The sequence below is a fragment of the Caballeronia concitans genome (genome assembly GCF_001544615.1).
GTDB lineage: Bacteria > Pseudomonadota > Gammaproteobacteria > Burkholderiales > Burkholderiaceae > Caballeronia > Caballeronia concitans.
The window spans coordinates 1-22029 of record NZ_FCNV02000025.1; the positions used below are offsets into that span (position 1 = coordinate 1).

General features: G+C 58.3%; 19 protein-coding genes and 1 pseudogene. 15 read left to right on the forward strand and 5 right to left on the reverse strand.

Translation table 11 applies throughout. The features are described from left to right. Positions 1-15: 15 nt before the first annotated feature. The 10 genes and pseudogenes from AWB72_RS27700 to AWB72_RS27745 all read left to right on the forward strand — a co-directional run bounded on the left by AWB72_RS27700 (position 16) and on the right by AWB72_RS27745 (position 10559). Complete coding sequence (locus AWB72_RS27700; protein WP_087129091.1) at positions 16-555, forward strand: tyrosine-type recombinase/integrase; 540 nt, start codon at positions 16-18, stop codon at positions 553-555. Next, complete coding sequence (locus AWB72_RS27705; protein WP_087129093.1) at positions 552-1496, forward strand: tyrosine-type recombinase/integrase; 945 nt, start codon at positions 552-554, stop codon at positions 1494-1496. Before AWB72_RS27700 ends, AWB72_RS27705 begins: the two co-directional genes overlap by 4 nt. Beyond that, positions 1493-2491, forward strand: a complete 999-nt coding sequence (locus AWB72_RS27710; protein ID WP_087129094.1) for a site-specific integrase — start codon at positions 1493-1495, stop codon at positions 2489-2491. The genes AWB72_RS27705 and AWB72_RS27710 overlap by 4 nt, the downstream gene beginning before the upstream one ends. Before the next feature lie 138 nt (positions 2492-2629). Continuing rightward, a pseudogene (locus AWB72_RS27715) lies at positions 2630-2797 on the forward strand (tyrosine-type recombinase/integrase); the annotation flags it as partial. Positions 2798-2817: 20 nt separating this feature from the next. Continuing rightward, positions 2818-3969 (forward strand): IS91 family transposase, encoded by a 1152-nt coding sequence (locus tag AWB72_RS27720; RefSeq protein WP_087129097.1) that lies wholly within the window; start codon positions 2818-2820, stop codon positions 3967-3969. 603 nt (positions 3970-4572) lie between these two features. Beyond that, on the forward strand, positions 4573-4935 hold the full coding sequence (locus AWB72_RS27725) for a HigA family addiction module antitoxin (RefSeq protein ID WP_087129099.1): 363 nt from the start codon (positions 4573-4575) through the stop codon (positions 4933-4935). After that, positions 4925-6424 (forward strand): ATPase domain-containing protein, encoded by a 1500-nt coding sequence (locus AWB72_RS27730; RefSeq protein ID WP_087129100.1) that lies wholly within the window; start codon positions 4925-4927, stop codon positions 6422-6424. The genes AWB72_RS27725 and AWB72_RS27730 overlap by 11 nt, the downstream gene beginning before the upstream one ends. A 7-nt stretch (positions 6425-6431) precedes the next feature. Continuing rightward, complete coding sequence (locus AWB72_RS27735) at positions 6432-8486, forward strand: ATP-binding protein (protein ID WP_087129101.1); 2055 nt, start codon at positions 6432-6434, stop codon at positions 8484-8486. 882 nt (positions 8487-9368) lie between these two features. Continuing rightward, a complete protein-coding gene (locus tag AWB72_RS27740) occupies positions 9369-10262 on the forward strand; it encodes an ATP-grasp fold amidoligase family protein (protein ID WP_087129118.1) in 894 nt (297 codons plus the stop codon). Between the two features lie 9 nt (positions 10263-10271). Beyond that, positions 10272-10559: a hypothetical protein gene (locus tag AWB72_RS27745; RefSeq protein ID WP_087129103.1), complete on the forward strand. Its 288-nt coding sequence runs from the start codon at positions 10272-10274 to the stop codon at positions 10557-10559. A 175-nt stretch (positions 10560-10734) separates the two neighbouring features. Here the strand turns inward: AWB72_RS27745 and AWB72_RS27750 are convergent, their stop codons facing one another. Both AWB72_RS27750 and AWB72_RS27755 read right to left on the reverse strand, forming a co-directional pair. After that, positions 10735-11748 carry a sugar-transfer associated ATP-grasp domain-containing protein gene (locus AWB72_RS27750; RefSeq protein WP_244285783.1) on the reverse strand — a complete coding sequence of 338 codons (1014 nt, stop codon included), beginning with the start codon at positions 11746-11748 and terminating at the stop codon, positions 10735-10737. A gap of 169 nt (positions 11749-11917) precedes the next feature. Continuing rightward, positions 11918-12451, reverse strand: a complete 534-nt coding sequence (locus tag AWB72_RS27755) for a cytochrome b (protein WP_087129107.1) — start codon at positions 12449-12451, stop codon at positions 11918-11920. Between the two features lie 623 nt (positions 12452-13074). Here AWB72_RS27755 and AWB72_RS27760 point away from each other — a divergent pair. After that, complete coding sequence (locus AWB72_RS27760) at positions 13075-14379, forward strand: sugar-transfer associated ATP-grasp domain-containing protein (protein WP_342066379.1); 1305 nt, start codon at positions 13075-13077, stop codon at positions 14377-14379. A gap of 537 nt (positions 14380-14916) precedes the next feature. Beyond that, positions 14917-16068 carry a TadG family pilus assembly protein gene (locus AWB72_RS27765; RefSeq protein WP_244285784.1) on the forward strand — a complete coding sequence of 384 codons (1152 nt, stop codon included), beginning with the start codon at positions 14917-14919 and terminating at the stop codon, positions 16066-16068. Between the two features lie 408 nt (positions 16069-16476). Here the strand turns inward: AWB72_RS27765 and AWB72_RS27770 are convergent, their stop codons facing one another. The 3 genes from AWB72_RS27770 to AWB72_RS27780 are packed head-to-tail and all read right to left on the reverse strand — an operon-like array spanning position 16477 to position 18832. After that, positions 16477-17811 (reverse strand): ATP-binding protein, encoded by a 1335-nt coding sequence (locus AWB72_RS27770; protein ID WP_087129119.1) that lies wholly within the window; start codon positions 17809-17811, stop codon positions 16477-16479. A gap of 20 nt (positions 17812-17831) precedes the next feature. Continuing rightward, on the reverse strand, positions 17832-18494 hold the full coding sequence (locus AWB72_RS27775) for a response regulator (RefSeq protein ID WP_087129121.1): 663 nt from the start codon (positions 18492-18494) through the stop codon (positions 17832-17834). Positions 18495-18517: 23 nt separating this feature from the next. Next, a complete protein-coding gene (locus AWB72_RS27780) occupies positions 18518-18832 on the reverse strand; it encodes a DUF4148 domain-containing protein (protein WP_087129112.1) in 315 nt (104 codons plus the stop codon). Between the two features lie 525 nt (positions 18833-19357). Here AWB72_RS27780 and AWB72_RS28725 point away from each other — a divergent pair. From AWB72_RS28725 to AWB72_RS27790, 3 genes are all read left to right on the forward strand, one after another. Beyond that, complete coding sequence (locus AWB72_RS28725) at positions 19358-19681, forward strand: hypothetical protein (RefSeq protein WP_143754707.1); 324 nt, start codon at positions 19358-19360, stop codon at positions 19679-19681. 91 nt (positions 19682-19772) lie between these two features. Next, positions 19773-20027: a DUF4148 domain-containing protein gene (locus AWB72_RS27785; RefSeq protein ID WP_087129113.1), complete on the forward strand. Its 255-nt coding sequence runs from the start codon at positions 19773-19775 to the stop codon at positions 20025-20027. Between the two features lie 179 nt (positions 20028-20206). Beyond that, positions 20207-21433, forward strand: coding sequence for an ISL3 family transposase (locus AWB72_RS27790; RefSeq protein WP_087129115.1), 1227 nt, complete (start codon positions 20207-20209; stop codon positions 21431-21433). The last annotated feature ends 596 nt before the right edge of the window (positions 21434-22029 follow it).

The following is a 22029-nucleotide window of genomic DNA, read 5'->3' on the forward strand; positions in this document are numbered from 1 at the left end:
TCCACCTCAAGATAGGTGGACACCTATGGTCCTCGCTACTGTCGCTCACTGCCAGACGTCGGAGATGGACCGCTTACACTTCTTGCGCGACTCGGATTGCGCTCAGGCGAAGTCGCGTTGCTCGAACTCGAGGACATCGACTGGACCGAAGGAAGCCTGACTGTTCGAAGCAACAGCGGCGTGTTCAACGAATTGCCCTTGCTCAGGGACGTCGGCGGGGCAATTGCTGCATATTTGCGCCACGGGCGACCGCCTAGTGCGTGCCGTCAGGTATTTTTGCGCTCCAGGGCGCCAATCACACGATTCCGTAGCGCATCTGCTGTTGGCTCTGTTGTTCGTCGCTCGATCCAGCGCGCCGGCATTGATTCACCAACCATGGGAGCACACCAGTTTCGCCACGGATTGGCCTCCGAGATGCTGTGCCGTGGCGCATCGCTCGGCGAGATAGGCGAACTTCTGGGGCACCGCCACACACAGACCACGAAGATCTATACGAAGGTCGATATCAAGGCACTGCGTACGTTGGTTGTCCCATGGCCGGGAGGTGAGCGATGAGCACGCTTCGGCAGGCCGTTCAGGAATATCTGAACGTGAGACGGGCCTTGGGATTCAAACTGACTGGAGCGGCTAAGGGATTACTCGACTTTGTCGCATTCATGGAGCGACGCCACGCGTCTTACATTACGCAGTCGCTGGCTCTTGAATGGGCCCGGCAACCCTTAAACCTGCAATCGGCCAGCTGGGCGCAACGGCTGAGCTTCGTGCGGGCATTCGCACGTTATAGCAGTGCCACCGATCCACGCACTCAGATTCCAGCGCAGAGCTTGCTGCCGTTCCGGCCGCGACGTGCTCGACCGTACTTGTATTCGGATGATGAGATCAGCAAGCTGCTGCAAGCCGCGCTTCAAATGCCATATCGCTACGAACGAGGCGCGCTGTTGCCATGGACCTATCATTGCCTATTGGGTTTGCTGAGCGTATCGGGTATGCGTTTGGGCGAAGCGCGCAACCTCGAACTGCAGGACGTCGATTTGACGGCGGCGGTATTGACGATCCGTGGCGCCAAGTTTGGCAAGTCGCGACTCATACCGCTACACGCTTCGACATGCAAGGTGCTTGCCGACTATATCGCACGACGAGAACAGCACTGGGCGGGACGGTCGGTCTCATCCTTTCTGTTCATATCAAGCCGGGGAAACCGGCTGGACAACAGTGAGATCCATCGAACCTTCTATCGCCTATCCCGACAGATCGGACTCCGCGGCGAATCCGACAGTCACGGGCCACGCTTGCATGACATGAGGCACGTGTTCGCGACCAGAACGCTCGTACACTGGTACCAGTGTGGAGACGACCCAGAGCGGCGTCTGCCGATCCTCTCGGCCTTCCTTGGTCATGCTCACGTCGCCGATACGCAATGGTACCTCAGTGCCTCGCCGGAGCTTATGCGAGAGGCAATGCGTCGACTCGAACAGCGCTGGGAGAACCGATCATGAGCGCTTCCGCCAGCCTTGCGCCTCTGCTGGAGAGTTTCTTTACACAGCGCCTCATGCAGCAGCGTCAGGCGAGTCCTCACACAATCAGTTCATATCGCGATACCTTCCGCCAATTTCTGAAGTTCGCCGAGCAACGCCTGCATAAGTCGCCGTCTCGCATGGACTTCAAGGAAATCGACGCGCCGTTGATCATCGCGTTTCTGGACGACCTGGAGAAGCGCCAAGGCGTCAGCGTTCGCAGCCGTAATCTGCGTCTCACGGCGATCCACTCGTTCTTCCGATATGCAGCCTTCGAAGCGCCTGCCCATTCAGCGCAGATTCAACGTGTGCTTGCCATTCCGAGCAAGCGCTTCACACGCACGATGGTCAACTTCCTCACGCGCCCGGAAGTCGATGCCTTGCTCTCCGCGCCAGACGAGCGAATCTGGTCCGGTCGTCGTGACCACGCCTTTCTATTGCTGGCGGTGCAGACCGGCCTCCGCCTGTCCGAAATGACCAGCCTCAAGCGCGATGACCTCGTTCTCGGGGTTGGCGCCCACGTGCGCGTGATCGGCAAAGGCCGGAAGGAACGCTGTACGCCAATCGCAAGATCCACGCTCGCCGTGCTCAAATCCTGGTTGCGAGAACCGCAACGCGGTGTCGGAGACGTGCTGTTTCCGAGCGCCAAGGGTGAACGTCTGAGCGTCCACGGCGTTCAATACATGCTGAACAAGCATCGCGAGACGGCGTCCAAAGAATGCCCCTCGTTGCAACTGAAGCGGGTAACCGTTCACTGCTTGAGGCACACGATGGCAATGGACCTTCTTCAAGCCGGTATTGATCGCTCCGTGATCGCATTGTGGCTCGGACATGAATCAGTAGAAACCACACAGATCTATCTCGAGGCAACCCTCGCGATGAAGGAACAGGCGCTCGCGAAGACATCTCCGCCTCGCGGAAAGGCAGGACGCTTCAAGCCGACGGACCATCTCCTCAGCTTCCTCAATGGTCTATAGGGAAGCATGGGACTATGTTGGGTGACAGGGCAAGCTCGACCTCACATTGCCCGAAATCATTGGAACAGGGTGCCGCCAACGACGTCACTCGACATAGTCCGGAAGGGAAGATAGTGGCGCAAATGTCGTTGAAGACATTTGCGCCACAGTTTTGCCACGCACCTGCTCGAGCAGAAGGTGGATATCCGCGTGATTCAGGTGCTGCTGGGTCACAAGAAGCTTGAGACCACCGCACTTTACGCCCAGGTCGCCACCGACTTGCTGCAAGAAGTCGTCAGCCCGCTGGAGCGCCTGCGCCTCGAGTAGCGGACACGCGGTCGGATCCGATGCTGGAGGTCGCGGACATCTTCCGCGCCTGCGGGCCCACGTGGCGACGCACAGTAGCGTTGAGCCTGGGGCAGTTGAAGGTGATGTCGGCCATCGAACAGTGCCGCAGCGCGGCGCTGGGCGGACATGTGCTGCGCTGTTCGGGCTGCCAGCGAACCGAGATCGCGTATAACTCATGTCGGAATCGCCATTGCCCGAAGTGTCAGGCCAGTGCCGCACGCCGCTGGCTCGAAGCGCGAGAGGCCGATCTGCTGCCCGTGGAGTACTACCACGTCGTCTTCACGCTCCCCGCACCGATCAGTGCGATCGCCTGGTATAACAAGCGCGTCATCTACGGGCTGCTGTTCGATATCGCCGCCGAGACGTTGCGCACTATCGCGGCGGACCCCAAGCACCTAGGCGCCGACATTGGCGCCACGCTCGTGCTGCACACCTGGGGCTCAGCGCTCACGCATCATCCTCATGTGCACGGCATTGTCCCGGGCGGTGGCCTCTCAGACGATGGCGCACGTTGGATCGCCTGTCGGCGCGGCTTCTTCCTGCCCGTGCGCGTGCTCTCGCGCCTGTTTCGCAGGCGCTTCCTGGAGGCGCTCACTGATGCTCATCAGCGCGGACGGCTTCAGTTCTTTGGCGAGTACACGCAGCTCGCGGATCGCGCGGCCTTCGCGAGGTGGCTTGCACCGCTGCGGGCTTCGGAATGGTTCGTGTATGCCAAGCGTCCGTTTGCGGGCCCTGAAGCGGTGCTCGCGTACCTGTCACGCGATACACATCGCGTCGCGATCTCCAACCAGCGTCTACTTGCCTTTGATGAGCGAGGCGTGACCTTCCGCTGGAAGGATTACCGCGAGAAGGGCCGCCCCCGCTACAAGGCCATGACGCTCGACACTGGGGAGTTTATGCGCCGCTTCCTGCTCCACGTGCTGCCAGTCGGGTTCCATCGAATCCGGCATTATGGGTTGCTCGCTAACCGGGTGCGCCGCGCAAATCTAAGAAAGATACGTACGCTGCTCGGCGTGACCCCAGAACTCCGCCCAACACCGCACGACACGGTCATCGTCGATCGACCAACCTTCATCTGTCGGCACTGCGGCGCGCCCATGCTTGTCATTGACATTCTCCCGCGTACCGTACCGATTCGTGCCCCACCATAGGCGGCCCAGCGATGAGCGCTTTGCTTCGATCTCCATCTCAACCGTCGGCTTTGCGTCAACGCCGCCGACGAGCGGACGGTTGTGCTTTGAGCGTCATAGACGGTCCTACAGCCATGATCCGAGCTGACGGTCACATACGAGATCGTCTTTATTGCCGCCTCCACGCCGCTCCGGACGCTTGCATCGCCCGCCGCCGGCCCGCAACCTCGATCAGCCACATTGATCAATCGCCATAGCGAAAACGCTGGCTGCATCGGACTACTCCGCGGTTTCCTTCCTCGAGGTTTATCCAACGCCTGCCCGCACGCGTTGTCGTTCGATGACGCGCCCTTGATTGAGGGCAGGCATCGAATAAACCTAAACGGGTGCTGAAGTTCGGGCGGCGGTCGCCGCCGTTGCGCGGCGCTTCGAGAGCGATCTTCATCAACCGGCCACTTCCAGTCATTCGAGTTTGCAACGTACCGCCATTCAACCGTCGGCTACGCCAATCAGTTCCAATCGGCGGCCCTGAACCTCTACCAACTCCGAACTGCCTGCCCGATTATGTAGTTCGGCGTTAAAGCGTGCTATGCTGACCAAAGTGTCACGCAGGGAGTTACACCAATGACTGAATCGCCGTTCATGCAAGTCGTACCTTATCTTCGCAACGCCCGACATCCGGGCGGCGTTCTGAAGGATTTGGTGTTGCCGTCTTTGCAGCTTTCAATCAGCCAAGCAGCACGAGACCTAGGTGTGTCTCGTCAGACTCTACATCGAATTTTCGACGCAAGCGCAAGCGTCACGCCTGAAATGGCGGTAAGGCTCGAAGCGCTATGCGGAATCTCTGCAATGTTTTGGCTTGAACTGCAGTGTGCACACGAGCTGCGCAACGCCCGCGCATCGCTGGCGCAGTTGCTACCTCAAATTCCTCGATACCGTCTCCCGTATAAAGCGATGAAGGAACTCGGAGCTACTGATGGACGCTAACACCCCCGATTCGCGATACGCACAGACGGGGGTCTCTGGATTGGATGACATCCTTGCGGGCGGCCTGAGCAAAGGCAACGTGTTTCTGCTGGAGGGAAGCCCCGGAACCGGTAAGACGACAATTGCGCTTCGCTTCTTGATGGCTGGCGCGGAAGTGGGAGAGCCCTGCCTATACATCACCCTGTCGGAGACCGCGCCAGAATTGCGCAAGAGCGCGCTCTCGCATGGGTGGACGCTTGGAGACGAGATAAGCATTTTTGAGGTTAGTCCGTCGGAGAGTTTGCTCGACCCGGAACAACAACAGACATTGCTTTATTCGTCCGACCTTGAGCTGGGAGAGACGACGCAGGCCATTCTAGAGGAGTTCGAACGCGTTAAGCCCCTGAGGGTTGTGATTGACAGCCTCTCTGAGATTCGCCTGCTTGCGCAAAGTTCGTTGCGTTATCGTCGACAGATCCTTGCATTTAAGCATTATTTTGCAGGTCGCGATGCGACTGTATTGCTGCTGGACGATATGACGTCTGAAGCTTCAGACAAGACAGTGCACAGCGTTGCTCATGGCGTCATCAAGCTGGAGGAAATGTCGCCGCAATACGGAGCGGAGCGTCGACGCCTGCGAGTACTTAAATACCGAGGTCAGAAGTTTCGTGGTGGTTACCACGACTTCGCAATAAAAAGGGGGGGCGTAGCCGTCTATCCGCGACTGGTCGCCGGCGAACATCGCACTAGTTTCGCGCGAACCCAGATGACAAGCGATGTGCAGGAGTTGGACGCACTCCTCGGCGGCGGAGTAGAACAAGGGTCAAGCACGCTCATTCTTGGCCCTGCCGGTACAGGAAAGAGCTTATTCACCATTCAATTCGTCGCGGCTGCTGTGCGGCGAGGCGAGAACGCCGCGATGTTCGTGTTTGATGAAGAACTTGGGCTGCTGTTCGAACGCGTTCGCGCGATGGGAATCGATCTGCAAGCCATGAAAGAGGCGGGAAGCCTGCATATTGAACAATTAGATGCCGCTGAATTGTCTCCCGGTGAATTCGCCCATCGTGTACGGGAAAGCGTCGACGGTATGCAAGCAAAAACGGTCGTCATCGATAGTTTAAATGGCTATCAAGCGGCGATGCCTGAAGAGAACGCGCTCGTGCTTCACATACACGAATTGCTTCAGTACCTAAATCGACAGGGAGCGAAAACATTCCTGACAGTCGCGCAGCATGGCTTGGTCGGGGACATGAAAGCACCGGTGGACGTGACGTACTTGGCTGATACCGTCATCCTGCTTCGCTACTTCGAGGCGTTTGGTCGCGTCCGTCGTGCCGTTTCGGTCATCAAGAAGCGCACCGGCGCACATGAGGAATCGATACGCGAGTTTGGCATTGGTCTCAACGGGCTCACGCTAGGCGGCCCATTGGAAGATTTCCAAGGTGTATTGCGCGGAGTGCCGACCTTTGTTGGCAATTCGGCGCCGCTCCTCACGCCGAAACAGGGCTAGTCGTCGCATGTCCGAGATCGAACAATGTCCCGCCCTCATTCTTGCACCCTCGGGACGGGACCTGAGCGTAGCGCAAGAACTTCTGTCTGCAGCAGGGATCAATTCCAGGGCCTGCGCCGACGTGCGGCTCATCGGTGCGGAGTTGAGCGACGACATCTGTTGTGCAATTGTCGCCGACGAAGCGTTGCAGGGAGCCGACACGTCTGAGCTCACTCAATGGATAGCGACACAGCCGCCTTGGTCTGACTTGCCGTTCATTGTGCTAACTCGCCGGATCGGGACTACCGACCGCAGGGTTGCAGCAAAGCGGATGACGACTGCGCTTGGAAACGTGACGTTCATCGAGCGACCATTTCACCCGACGACGTTCGTCAGTGTTGTCGAGACTGCTGTGCGCGGCCGACGTCGCCAATTCGAGGCTCGGGCGCGAATCCAAGAGTTGCATGAAGGGGAAGCACGCTTAAGGACGGCTTTGACTGCAGGGCAGTTGGGTTCGTGGACCTTGGATCTGGATACCTTGACGCTTACGGCATCAACGACTTGCAAGGCGATTTTCGGGCGCGGTAAGAATGATGGGTTCAGCTACGAGCAGCTCCTGGCGAGCGTTCACCCAGACGATCAGTCGCGGATGCAGGCCGCAGTGAAGCGTAGTGTGCAGACGGGCTGTGATTACGTGATTGAATATCGTGTCGTGCTGCCTGATCAATCAGTGCGTTGGGTCGACATCCGTGCACGCATTGTACTCGACGGTCAAGACAAGGCATGTCGGCTCGTTGGAGTGTCCTCGGACATCACGTCGCGCAAGACAGCGGAAGATCAGCTGCGACGTGTAAATGAGACGCTTGAAGTCAAAGTAATGGAGCGAACCGCCGAACTCCAAAGCGCCCATCGAACCGTGCTTGAAGAGATTCGACAGCGTGAAGACACCGAGAAACTGCTACGGCAAATTCAAAAACTCGAGATGATCGGGCAGTTTACGGGCGGCATCGCGCATGACTTCAACAATTTACTCATGGCCATCATGGCGAATCTGGAGCTGGTGCAAAAGGAAGTGCCATCTCATGGGCGGATCGGTCGATTAGTGGACGGCGCTTTCAAAGGCGCGCAACGAGGCGCTGCTCTGACGCAACGCCTTCTCGCGTTCGCGCGTCAACAAGTGCTTAAGGTCGAGCCCGTACAGTTGTCCGCATTGGTGTCCGGCATGATTGACCTGCTTGAACGGTCGCTCACATCGGCAATCGAATTGAGGATGACTACTGCCGAGGATTTGCCCTTCACGATGGTCGATGCGAATCAGGTTGAGCTGGCAATCTTGAACCTTGTCGTCAATGCGCGTGATGCTATGCCTGACGGAGGCATCATTGTGCTCACCGTCGACACTGCTTATTCGATGGATGGCGGCGAACTTGCAGCCGGAGAGTATGTCCGGGTGACAGTCACCGATACAGGCACGGGCATGGATGCCGCGACGCTGGCCAAGGCCACGGAGCCGTTTTTCACCACCAAGGAACTGGGTAAAGGAACTGGGCTCGGCTTATCCATGGTTCACGGCCTCGTACGGCAATTGCATGGGGCGCTTCGGCTCGAAAGCACATTTGGACAGGGCACGCGAGCGTCGATTTGGCTTCCCGTGTCTTTTGCAGCCGCCAACATCGCCATTCCCGAAGCGTCGCCCGATGATGCGCAAGTGGAAGCACCGGAGTTACGGGCGACGGTGCTGGTTGTTGATGATGACCCGCTTATCTCTTCTAGTACGTCCTTTCTGCTGCAAGATTTGGGGCAAGACGTGATTGAAGTGAACTCGGGTCAAGCGGCGCTGGAAGTCTTGCGCAGCAACCGAGAGGTCGACGTGATGCTCACGGACTTTTCGATGCCTAAAATGACCGGATTAGAGTTGGCGAAGGCTGCTCAGCTGCTAAGGCCTTCCTTGCCAGTCATTCTCGCAACCGGTTACGCGGAATTGCCCGAGGGAACGGAGGCCAATCTTCCTAAACTACGCAAGCCCTATCAGCAGAGTCAGCTTCTTTTGGAGATCGCCAAGGCTGTGATGCCTAGGAATTGAGGTGGCGCTGCTGTGTGTGCGGTTCAAAGCGACGATCAGGCTATGTCATCCGCCGACGATACGAGTGATTTTGATTTGGCTTTGCGCTTTCATGCTCGGTGAATTCCACGCGGGTGACGACTTCATCGCCCGTGTAAGTTCGACATTCGTACGTCCTCTAGCATGGGATTGAGTTGGCGGCTGTCGGTTAATTGCACGTAGATGGACGATCAACCCGACGGTCGCACCGTGGTCAGCACAGCGATCGGTGGTCGGCGATCTGACGTGAGGATGACTTGAATTGCTAACAAGTCAGTGGAGCGACCGACCGTTGCACCCATAAAGCTGTCGTCGCGGCAACGGGAGCTCAATGACAGTCTTGGGTCGGGTTCAGCCGACGGCGGCAGCCGGCAGTCGGCCATTTGCGGACCTTGGCTCCCGCCATGGGTTTGACGTTCGAGCGGCCGCTCAGCTTCAGACAACGGCCGCTGGTGCGAAGCTGAACGGGCATCATGTTCTACGCAACATACGATGGTGCTCGATTCCCTGTCAGCGCATCTCTCGGACGGGCTGACAGTCGAACCTGAGGTGATATCCCACTGCGCATGCATGGGACCGATGCGCAATCGCTCGTTATATCGCTCGCCGCGGTCCGCGGTTCCCGAAGCCGGCGTGAATCGTGCGTTTCCGCACGTGAATATCCGACTAACGTCGTTTATACATGTGTTGTCGCACTGTAGCGACAGTTGTGCGGCGGTCGGGACGTCCACGTGGAACCTGCAAACGTCTCGCCCCTGACGGCTGAGCTCATTGCTAGAAAGCCATCGTTTCGCGAGCTAGTGTCGGCGAGCTCATCGTGCGGTGGGCTTGCATGCAGAATGGCGCAACGCAGGAGAACAAATGATGTCAATCGGCAAGGCCCTCGTCAAAGCGGTATTGGACTGTCTGCCAGACCGCCTGTTCTTGAGCATCGCACACCGGCGCAAGGTTGGAAGGTTCCCGAACATTACACGGCCAAGAACATTCAACGAAAAGATTCTCCATCGCTGCCTTTATCCGGATGCACGTTTCGTCGATTTGACCGACAAATTGACCGTGCGCGACTACGTGCGCCGCAGGGTGGGCGAACAATATCTGATACCACTTATTGCCACGCCGCCGGCGCTCACGCGCGAGGTGTTCAATGCACTGCCCTCGCAGTTCGTGATGAAGGCGAATCACGGCAGCGGCTTTGTGGAGGTCGTGCGCGACAAGTCGAAGACATCGTTCGAGGAATTGCAGCGCCTTGCGCAGCGGTGGCTTGCAACTGACTTTTATCGCGTGGCGCGCGAACGTCACTATCGCACCATTAAGCCTCGCATCTACTTCGAACAGTTGCTCGTGGATTCGAACGAGGAGATTCCGGCTGACATCAAGGTTCACTGCTTCTTCGGGGAAGGGCAGACCAAGCCGACCATTTACATCGCGGTGATTTCGGATCGTTTCGGCGAGCATCCGCGCGGCGATATGTACGATGACAACTGGAATCGTCTCAATGTCGCGATCGGGCACTATCCGCGCAGCCCGCAGCCTGCGCCGCGCCCAGCAAACCTGGCTGCGTTGCTGGCTGTGGCGGCCTCGCTTGCCGAAGGTTTCGAGTATGTGCGGGTCGATCTTTATGCGCCGGGCGACAAGATCTATTTCGGCGAGTTGACTTTTACGCCCGGCGCAGGCGTTTTTCCCATGGATCCCGAGCATCTCGACTACGAATGGGGCCGTCTCATGAACCGGCCTTGCCTGCAAGGCGCGAGGGCCTAGGAGCTCGCGATGGAAGCGGTCGCGCAGATTGCACGGCACATCGCTTCCTCCATGCCTCTCGGCGCGAGCGTTGAGGAGGCGGCGATCGTCATGATGAGCGCGCTTCCGGGGCTGAGCACGGAGGCTGCGCTGTCGCTCGCGCTGATCAAGCGGACGCACGAGGCGCTGTCGGTCGGGCTCCGGGCGGGGGTCATGGCCCGTTCTCGAGGCTGCCCGTGGAAGCCATCGGGTTGTTCCGGGGCGCGGCAAGTGTATCGGTGGGTTTGCCTCATGGTGATCTTGACCCGAAAAAATTGACACCCATCCTTTCGGTGCCTGGTACTAAGGGTGCCAAAACGAAAAAGCCTTCCGGGTGGAGTTCCGGGCTCAATAGGAACGCCATTAGTGTCGCTATTAGGCCGTAGAGTGCCTAGAGTGCCGAGCGGTGACACGCTGATGTCTTCGCACGAATCTGGGCAAGACTGCTCTTAGTTTAGCCAAAGATGGTTTTGGCGCCTCGCTGCTGTGACGGTCCGCGGACTTCGTAGTCCGCTTGACCAAGCTTCTCCCAACCGAGGCCAAGAAAGCACGGGCCCTGGGTGGCTTCACTGAATTTGACGTCGTTGTATTCAGCATTCCACTCGAGGACAACCACATTCTCATCAACATCGACGGTTACGTCCCACCCAACGCAGCGCGCGAATGGGAACTTCCCGTGTAATTCGAGCACCTTAGCAACGCATTGCTGGAATGCCGGTAGCCTTGTTCCGACAAAGGCGACTTTCGAATCAGGGTGCGTCTGCATGTAAGTCCAGTCGCTTTGATACCCCGTACTTTGCAAGCAACCATCAAGCAGGTTTGCGGACACGCATATTTCGGTGGCCGGACGGACATGAGAATCCGCATCTCGCCCAAGCCGCAAAAAACACGCTCGAAGTGAGGCACTACCCTGATCGTCTATGACCGTTGTGAAACGGATGGTTGCGACCGCTGCAGATCCGAACTGGGAGAACACTTCGTGTTGGCGTATGAACCGTTGAAAGACTCCGTTACCAAGCGATTTGATTAGATCTAGGGAAAAGTCCTGCTGTCTCAGTATGAGGACGCTTCTGCCTTGACCCGACTGATCCGATTTGAAAACGATTTTGTCGGTGTCGTGGAATAAAGTTTTTTCCAAAAGAAGCGGTGTGACGGCCCTGTAATCCTGCGAGTAGAAAAGTCCATTAACGTGATAGCCGGCATCTGGAAACGCGGTATCTCGGAATATTACCCGTGCGAGTGTCTTGAGGTCGGATACCTTGCCATAATGGCCTTTCAATCTTGGAACGACTATCCAGCCGTAGTAATTGTCCGGTATCCAACCCTCTATGAACGTTCCGTTTAGCGCCGTGTACACGCGAAGCCACGGCGCATAACATGCTTCGCCAAGCACCTCGCGCGCGTAGGCGTCTGCAGCTCTGAGCTCCGCCGGGTTAGTTTTGCCAAGCGTTCGCTCAATGCGGGCCAAGGCATTGCGGGCTTCAGAGGCGTGCCTCCGGTGAAACGCTCGCCGACGAAGTTCGTTCCAAGAATTGCGGGCGATGTGTTCGGCATTCGTTGGCGGCATCTTTGACCTACGATATGTTCCATTCAACTGTGAATGACCACGCTATCGGAAACTTTGCAGCGAGGCTTGTCTACATCATCCGCTGAAGCACGCCGTCGCGTAGCACAAGCCGATGAAAGAGCACATCAGCGATATGGGCCGTCGACAGTATGAGCAGAACCCAGGCGAGCCATCCGTGCACAATACCTAACGCTTCTCCGGACGCAGAGTTTCTGTCCGTAAGAAGGGGAAAGAATAGAAACCCAAATAGACGGACTATCCAGCCTCGCGAAGACGAATTGGCCCAACCTGTGACAGGCACTGCAAGCAGCGTCACATACAGCGTCAGGTGGCCCACCCTCGCAAGACGGCCAAGCGCAGTCGAACCGACCGCCCGGTCCGGCTCGTAGATCAGTCGGCACACCACACGAACCAGCATCAGTGCAAGAAACAGCGCGCCGACGGACAGATGCCAGCCTATTACGCCCGTCGGGACAGTGTCACGGGCGAGCCTCGGCATCGACCAGCCAAGGGCGAACTCAATGAAGGTCAACGGCACGCCGACCCAATGCAAGAGCCGAACTATCGGCGCGTAAGCGGCTGCCTGCGAGGACGCTTGGGTCACTGGGCTTCCGAATTTTCAAAAGATCCGTCCGACCATGGTAGTGGGTCGGATCTGATGAGAGCCTTAAGGCGCGATCCGGTCTCTGTCCGACCGAAGCGTCGAGCGGCGAGAGGTGCTGTTACTGTATCGACCTGCACCGCGTTGATACGAGACCCCGGTGTGCGCGTCAAAATCTCTATCGGATTAGTTGGGCAAAGGCACAGCCAGCGGACGTTTAATACATCCGTTCACTTTTCGCGGGTACATCTGGCGACAGCGAAAGCTTATTTTTATGTAAGCGCCCTGTCGGGCTCATCCCTGGCTCAAAGATGTTGACCTTCAGGCTGATCGAAGCGGACGCGTCACAGCGGTTGAAAGTCTGCTGTCCAAGTGCCTGAATGTTCAGAGGCCTTTTCTCCCACGCCATCCCGTGCGCCATCTAGTTCGCGCCCAGCGACTGCGAGCAAGGCCCGCCTCGTGATGGTGGTTACAGAACTGGCGTCCGCGCTCGTGGCGCTCCGAAGAAACGAAAAAAGCGCGGCCCACAGTCGATTGTGGCTTGGGTTTCCTGTTCTTCTTCGAGCCGAGCTGGCGACGATGTTCGATGAGCCCTGCCTCATCGATACGTCTAGCCCAAAGGTACTATGGGCCTTGAAACGAGCCGGACTCGTAACAAGCGATTGGCTGCTTACGATTCTCTTGCGAACCTGAGCGAGACGGGAAGCATGAAAACTTGTGATTCCGAATGGGCGTCAATAGCAAGCGCTTTTCCGCCAAAGCGCACTGTTTTAAGCGTTTCCTCAGGTCGTGATGGCTACGCTTGCGCTCGCCTAACGCAAACCGGAAAGATCTTTATGTCACCAAAACACGTCGAGGCGCTTGTCAAAGAATCATGGCGTAACCTTGCATGGCGCAGATTTCACTGGCGGCATGCCGTGGAGGCACGCAGCATTCGTCGGACCATAGAAAGCCGGCACGGCCGGACGGACCCCTCTCAACTCAAACTTGCCGATGTCTACGCGCGCGATGTCTTCGGCGACGCACGCTATGCACCGTGGCTTCAGGCTTATACCGCCTTTAACGGAAGCTTCAGAGAAGGCTGGATTCCGGACAACTACTATGGGTCGGTGGTCGTCCCCAAGCTCAAGGGCCTTTACGGGCAGATATCGAATCTCAAGCCCGTGTCGCGGCTGCTCTTTCGTGACGACGCGTTCCCCGATATTGCGTACTACGTGAACGGCATGTTCTTTACGGCGGATCACATCGCGATTCCCGAGTCCGCGATCCTCGACACCGTGTTCAGCACGAGCGAGCGCGTCGCATTCAAGCTCGATCAATCATCGCAGGGCAGGGGCATCTATCTGATCGACCGCAAGGATTTTCGTATCGGTCGCATCAAGGCGCTGGGCAATGGTGTGCTGCAACGATTCATCGTGCAGCACCAGTGGTTCGATCAGTTCCGGTCGAAAGCGGTCGCCACGGTGCGCTTCACCACTGTCGTCGACGATGCAGGGCACATTTCGCTGCGCGCCTGCTTCTTGCGCCTCGGACGTGCGACGGATACTCACATTTGCCCCGATAGCGAGGTCTGCATCGCGGTCGATCTCCGAACCGGGCGCTTGTGCAGCAAGGGTTATCTGAACGACTGGTCCGACGTCGATGCGCATCCCGATTCGCATGTCACTTTTGCCGGGCTGACCCTACCGTCGTTTCCCGAGTGCCTCCAAAAGGTCATCGAGTTACACGCGAAGCTGCCGTTCGCGCGTTGCGTCGGCTGGGACGTCACGGTGGATTCGAACGGGCACGTCATCGTGCTCGAATGGAACGCCGAGCATAACGACGTCAAGTTCGGCGAAGCCACGCAAGGCCCGTGCTTTGCTGGGCTCGGATGGGAAGCGCTCGGCTCGCTCAATCGGGACTCGCGCACGAAGTTGGCTTTCGGGCGCTGACGAGGTTGGTGCAGCAATCGGCACGGCGCTGCCGAGCTCCGGAGCCGCTTGTTTAACGACAGCTTCGCCGAGCTCTCCGCTCATGTGCACCAGCTCCTCCGAGAGACAGTTCTCGGTCGGGTACGGTCCTCCCTCGGCAGACGGCGCCCGTGCCACGAGGCGTTATTCATTCAAAGTCACGCCCGGCCATTCAGACGGCGGCTCCGGTCGTTGAAGAGCCATTCGATTACCGACAGCGCATCGGTTCCATCGGCATTGCTGCGGGCTGCCCGTCACGATCTCGGGGGCTGCTGTAACACGCCTATGTGGAGGAGAATGCCCGTGCTCGGGGAAGACGCTTTCTAGCTCAACGCTGCAGCAATCAGCCCGAGGTCCTTAGACGGCGCGATTCCGACGTCGGCCCCATGAAACGGGCGCGGCTTTGCTTTGCTTTTAGCGACACTGGGTCAGAATCGTTGTCAAGATTTCTTGTCCTCTGCCGTTAAACGGATTAGGGCTCGCTTGGACGTTGAATCTCGGGCGAGCTGAATACATGGATTGGTCGGCAAAATCAAACGCAATATGGTCGATGAGATGCGACGCCCACGCTATTTGAAGGCCACGCAACAGGAATTGAACAGTCCGCGAGTGCGCCGACCGTCGAACGGTGCGGCTGGCCTTCGGCACCAGCGAGGCGTGATGTCGCTCGTGATGCCCTCTGTGCTGCTCATGGTGCTGATGGCAGGCGCGGTGGCGGTGGATATGGGACATCTGTTCGTGGTCCAGGCTGAACTGCGAACCGCGGCCGACGCCGCTGCGCTCTCGGGTGCGGCTTCGTTGCTTCCCGGTAACAGCTCGGGTCCGAACTGGAGCGCCGCGCAGGCCGCCGCTGCGAGCGCAGTCAGTTTGAATACCTCCGACGGCGTCACGTTGCACGATGCGTCGGTCCAAGCAGGATACTGGAATGTATCGGGCTCGCCTGCGAGTATGCAGGCAACGACGATCACCCCTGGAACCTATGACACGACCGCCATCCAAGTGACCGTCTCGCGCGCCCCGGGGCTCAATGGCGGGCCGGTCAGCTATTTTCTGGCACCGCTCTTCGGCATGAACAACGGCCCAGCCAGCGCTACCTCCGTCGCGATGGTGTCCGGCCCGGGATCGATTGCGCCAGGCGGCCTCTTTCCCGTGGCGATCGCAACGTGCATCTACAACCTGTATTGGAACGCGCAGACAGGCATGCCCAAGACCGATCCGTCCGGGGCGGCCTATACGGTGTCGTTTGGCACCGGTTCGAACGTCAATGGCTGCCAGACAGGCCAATGGACTTCCTTTCAAACCGACGCCAACAACGTGCCGACTGTGCGCGGGTTTATCGCCAACGGCAATCCGACGGCGGTGAACATCGGCGATGCGATCTGGATCGAGCCAGGCACGAAGACAACGCTTTATTCGGACGTGCAATCGAAAGCCACCGCTAATGGCAACACCAAAGGTATCGACGTGATCCTCCCGGTCGTCAATGATGCGACCGCCCACTCGGTGCAACCCATCGTGGCGTTTGCCGCATTTCATATTGACAAAGCGGATGGCGGTAGCGGCAAGTACATCCAGGGACATTTCCTCGCCGGGTACAAGATTAAGACAGCGGGCAACGGTAACGTCGGCCCATACTACGGTGCTTATTTGCCTCCGCGCTTGGCGCATTAATGCGTTGATCCCGGGGCGAAAGATTCGATGCCCCGTGAGCCGAGGAGCCCTTCGAGTCGATCGTGACCGGGGCATGCCGATCGACCGCGGGCGGCGCAAAGGCCGACCAATTGTCCGTGGACGGCGTAAGGAGTCACTGCTCGCCTCTGATACCCGCTGTTGCGCCTCTGACGGATCGACCGTCACCAACGGGTCGCGTCTAGCCGACCACATCGGGCGCCAGCCGGCCAATTGCCGCCGCTCCACGTCGCCTATTCCGAGTCGTTCGAGCGGCCGTTTTAATGCGAGCAGCAGACACTGCAGACAATTCGCGCCCGTCGGGATGAGCGTCCTGTATGGTGGCGGATCATCCTCCAGTAGTAAGCCCTACAACTGCGGGCCTTCCTCGCAACGGTCGGGGTCATTCGTCTAGTGGGCAGTCGCCGCGTAGGCCAAGTCTGCGGGCGCGCCCGGGAAGCAAACGCGTACTGTCAGACCCCGGCCGTCAAGGCCTCTTTCTAAAGAGATGACGGCATGATGCTGTTCAGCGATGCGCCGGGCGATCGAAAGCCCGAGGCCGCTTCCGGATGCTGCGTGGCCGCTGCCGCGATAGAACCGCTCCCACACGCGCGGAAGATCGACCTCTGCAATGCCTGGCCCAGTATCCCGCACTTCTACCACTGGCCGACCCTCGTGACTGTGGACTACGACGTCCACTCGCGAGTGGGATCCCCCATACCGAATCGCGTTGTCGACCAGATTGTTCAATAGGATGCGTACGTTTTCCGCGTTTCCGCGAACGATCAACGGTGTACCTTCGACGAGACCAAGGTCGACATCATTAACTTCGGCGACTCTCGATCGGTCGCTTACAACGGAGCGGGCAAGAGCACATAGGTCAAACGGCTGGTCCTCGGCGAGCTGTGCGTCTGGCGACAGCCGGGCTAGCGTCAAAAGCTGCTCAGATAGACGCGCAAGGCGAACCACGCCCACTCTTAGTTGGGCATTAATCTCCTCGCGTTCGGCCGCGCTCGACGCCCGCTCGAGCAACTCTGCCTGAAGCCCAAGACCCATGATGGGCGTTCGAAGCTCATGAGCAGCATCCGCAATGAAGTTCTTCTGCGCCGTGAACGCATTGTCGAGCCGATGCAGAAGGTCGTTCAGCGCATCGACGAGCGGCTTGACTTCCCCCGGCATCGCCGCAGTGTAGATCGGTTGCATGTTGTTTGCGTCTCGGCGCTTGAGACTGGCTGCGATCTCGCGCAAAGGCCGCAACCCATAGCCGATCCCAAACCAGAGAAAGAGGGCAAGTACCGGAACGAGCGACAGGACGGGCCAAAAGAGATGCATCGCGATTTCGGCGACTGCCTCCCAGCGAGCCTTTCTCTGTTGCGCGACCCGTACCGACACGTCGCCTTCTCGCGTGACGAACGAATGCCATAGCTGGCCGCCGACCGTGATGTCAGCGAGGCCCGTACCGACTGGTGGTGGCAAGATCGAATCGGGATCGCTGCTGAAAATCTGCGTCGCGCCGCGCCAGATTTGAAGCAACACACCATGCGATTGTTCGCCGGACATCCGATCATCATCGCGTTGTCTCAGACCGGTCAACGACACACGATTGTTCTCATCCACCACCACGTGCTGTCCGATCCCCTTTAGCTGGTCACCGAGGACCTCATCGAGTTCGGACAACGCGCCCCAATAGGTAGCGGCACTCGCCAGGAGCCCCGCTAGCAGCGTGGCGGGTAGAAGCCATAGCAGCAATCGCCTTCGAAGGGACCTCACGCGCTATCCCCGATTTGATAGCCGACGCCCCGCACGTTTCGGATCGCTTGTGCACCCAACTTACGGCGAAGGTTGTGCACATGAACCTGAATCGCGTTGCTCTCGATTTCCTCGTTCCACCCGTATAGGCGCTCCTCGAGTTGCTCACGCGTGACAACAACGCTAGGACTTCGCATCAACTCATAGAGCAGTGCGAATTCCCGCGCCGTTACACTTATCTTCTCGCCTCGCAGAAGGACGGAGCGACGTGCGGGATCCAGTTCGATTTCGCCTGCTTGCAGCGTTGCCTGTGCTCGGCCCGCATGCCGACGGTCAAGCACGCGGATACGAGCAAGCAGCTCTTCGAGCGCGAACGGCTTGACCATGTAGTCATCGGCCCCGCCGTCCAATCCGGCGACGCGATCGGGGACGCCGTCGCGCGCCGTGATGATGATCACCGCAGTCGGGTCGTGGCGGCCCCGCAGATTCTTAAGAAGTGTCAGACCGTCTTGCTTCGGCAGTCCCAGATCGAGCAAAATCAACCCGTAGGAAGTGGTGCGGAGGGCGATCGCAGCTGCTTCCCCGTCTGTTGTCCAGTCGACGGCCATGCCTTCCTTTCGCAACCCGTGCTGCAGCCCTCTGCCAATCAAAACGTCGTCTTCGACTAGCAGTATCCTCATCTGCAAATCCTTTAGAGGCCGAGTCAATGATGACTGTACATCGATTTCCAGCTATTAGCTCGGTGCGCATGCCCTGATTGCGCTGAGCCGTTTGCTGAACCGCCAACAGCCCGACTTGCTACGTTCTCGGACTGCATTCGCGCCGCGGTTCGCGCTTCCGCCGCCTGAATGTCGGCCGGATACTTCACTTTGTTCGGCTTATACCCAGCACTTTGCAGTTGGAATAGCTCGCTGCGCACTTCTGCACGAGTAGCAGGCTTGTTCGACGACTGCGCGAATGAAAGCGCCGGCACGGAGAAAGCCACAGCGAGCGCAAGAAGCCTGACGGTTGTGTTCATGTCCGATTCTCTCCAGTTAGATGGTTGTGACGGCTGCAAGCGCCACCTGCGTCAGCGCAGCAGCCAGCAGTCAGACTGCCGCTTAAGACTTAACAAATAGTTAACGCGACAGACTGTAGAAAAGACCGGATCTCGAGTGTGTAGTAACTCGCAGAGCACTTATCGGCAATGCGTTGTGCCACCTGCAACGAATGGGACCGTCAGATGCTGTAGGCCGACGAGGCAGATTGCGGTTACTAGCGGGTGGAGTGCCGGGCAGCCGCGTCCTGACGAGCACGTGTCGACCACTACCTGCCGCGTACCGTCTTGACGGACGGTTTGTAAGACGCGGCGTGTGACGGACTGCCGGCACCGTTCTGCGAATCAGTATGCGGCAGCCGTAGTTCGGTTCGGCGCAATCGCGCGCGCCGCAGATTCATCGACTCACAAATACTTAATCAGATCTTAAGCATTCCCGATCTACCGTGGTGGAAACAATCGCGAACAAAGCTGTTCGCGACGTGTACCCTAACGGAGTTCGAAATCATGAAGCTACCACCACTTTCTTTCGCGGGCGCAGTTCTCGTGCTCCCGCTGGTCAGCCTTGCACAGCAATCGACCGCACCATTGACGCGTGCAGAGGTGCGCGCTCTGACCTTCAGCAAGCCGAGAAGGCTGCGTACAACCCGGCCGACGCGGCGAAACCACATATCTGCCGACAATCAGCAGCTGAAGCTCGCATTGCAGCGCATTATTCCGCCGCGCACGCTGCCACTACCAGCCTCGGCGGTGCGAGAAGCTTCAGTAGTGCTGCGGGACGACCGTGGGCCAAAGACGCTGCCGTTCAGTCCTTTTTGCCGCCATCGCTGAAGTGAACTCGGGGCGCACATCGAATGATGCCCATTTTTCAATAGAACGTAGACCCTGTTCGTTGGACCACGACTATCAGGGAGGACCAGTCATGAGAACTTCAGGGCTGTTAGCGGCGACGCTTTTACTCTCTGCGGGGAGCGTGCTCGCCGCGGAATCGGTGGCGGGCAAAACGTGCGCGCAAGCTCGAGAAGAGTTAGTTCAAGCGTGGAAAGATGGATGGTTGCCGTATAACCGACACGACTATCCTCCGTCTGCGACGAGGTTAGCGCGTAATCAGGCTCGGTATTACAGAAGTCACCCGAACGACTCGAATGGATCACGCCATACGCTCCCGGCCCCATGACCGGGCATTTCCTGGCTACGTTCCTTATGCCTCTTTTGAAATCAGAGTGGGTGGTTGTGCGGGTCAAGGGCGGGCGTGAGCCCGGCGCAGCGAACCCTTGAGGCGCTTTGAATCGACAAGCTGGGGCATGGCTGTTTGCGGCAGAATGCGGCAACCAGCCATGCAAGACAAAGCGAACAATGACAAATCAACTCTTTGAAGCCGCCCTGGGAGTCAAGGCACCGTGGTACGTGCAAGGTGTCGACTTTGATACGGCCAAACGACAGCTGACGATTGCTGTGGACTTTGTCGCTGGCAGTCGCTTCGCGTACCCCGGGCTCGCCGGGGAGCACCCAGTGCACGACACGCAAATCAAGCGGTTGCGCCACCTGAATTTCTTCCAGCACGAGTGCTATCTTGAAGTGCGAGTGCCGCGCGTGCGCTTGCCCGATGATTCGGTGCGGCTGGTCGAGCCGGGATGGGTCGGCCAACTCGACGGTTTCACGTTGCTGTTCGAGGCGCTGGTGCTGATGCTGGCGCAGCAGATGCCGTTTGCCGCAGTGGCGCGCATCGTCAATCTGTCGTGGCATCGGGTGCATGCCATCTGCTCGCGCTATGTGGAACTCGCGCTGGCGTCGGCGAACCTGTCGGACGTCAGCTCGGTGGCCATCGACGAAACCTCGTACCGGCGAGGCCACGAGTATCTGACGCTGGTCGCCGATATGCAGGCTCGGCGCGTCGTATTCGTCACGCCCGGCCGTGACGCGAACACGATTGAGAGCTTTGCGGCCTACCTTAGCCAACATCACGGCACGCCGGAGCAAGTGAGCTCCGTGAGCATCGACATGTCGCCCGCGTTCATCAAAGGAGTCGGCGAACATCTGCCCAATGCGCGAGTGACGTTCGACAAGTTTCACGTCGTCGCCCATGCCTCCAAGGCGCTTGATACGGTCCGGCGCCAACAACAGAAAGCCGACCCAGAACTTAAAGGGATGCGCTGGACACTGCTTAAGGACGCCAACAAGCTGAACCTTGCGCAATTGACGAACCTCGAGGCCCTTCTCAGGCAGTACACCACCAAGCGAACGGCCCGCGCCTGGTTGTATCGCGAGCAGTTGCGCGAGATTCTCGAACGCAAGCAAATTCATGTCGTTTCCGAATTGTTGCGGCAGTGGTGCACCAACGTCATGCGTTCGAAAGTCGAACCGATGAAGGAGGTCGCACGATTGATTCGCCGACACTTTGACGGCATCGTTGCGTGGACCCAGACCCGCCAGACCAACGGCTTTATCGAAGCCATCAACGGCTTATTTCAGGCCGCCAAGCGCAAGGCTCGTGGCTACACGCGCTTCGCAACCATGCGAACGGTGCTGTTTCTCATCGCTGGCAAACTCGACTTCTCTGCATTCAACTCGCATGCCCGTTGAGAGCCGTTACCCACTTCATTTTCAAAAGAGCCTTCCTTATGGACCGAAGTCAGTTTATTTTCTTATCGCCATTATTGTGTATAGGAGTACGATTTGGGCCGGGAGTGCTGCATATTGCTGCCGCCGTCACTATGCCGGCGAGGAGCGCGAAGGCGTGTTGCTTTACTGGCGAACAACCCGCCAAGCAAGCCAAAGTCAGCACCGAACAGGCCCGCACGGCGGCATTAAGGGCTCATCGGGGATAACCGATGAGGAGCTGGAAAAAGAGCACGGAGGAGGTGGGTTGCGCTACTCGTTCGATATCGCCTCCGGTCGCGATATATAGGAAGTCGGGATCGATGCTCAAACGGGAGCCGTTCTTGAGAATAAGCCGGAACGACTGAACCCCGACTAACGTTTGGCGCGCAAAAACCCCGACGTCGCAAGCACAATTCTCACTAGTCGACTGCGTCATTGATTTGGCACCTGGCGGATTCGACGTGAAGGATCGTCATACTTCCACTTGATCGGCTTTGGATGGGCGGTTTCAAGGTTGAAGCGCAACAGCGAATTTAATGTTTAGAGCCCTTACGTTGAGCTGCGGAAGCGAGTGTGGC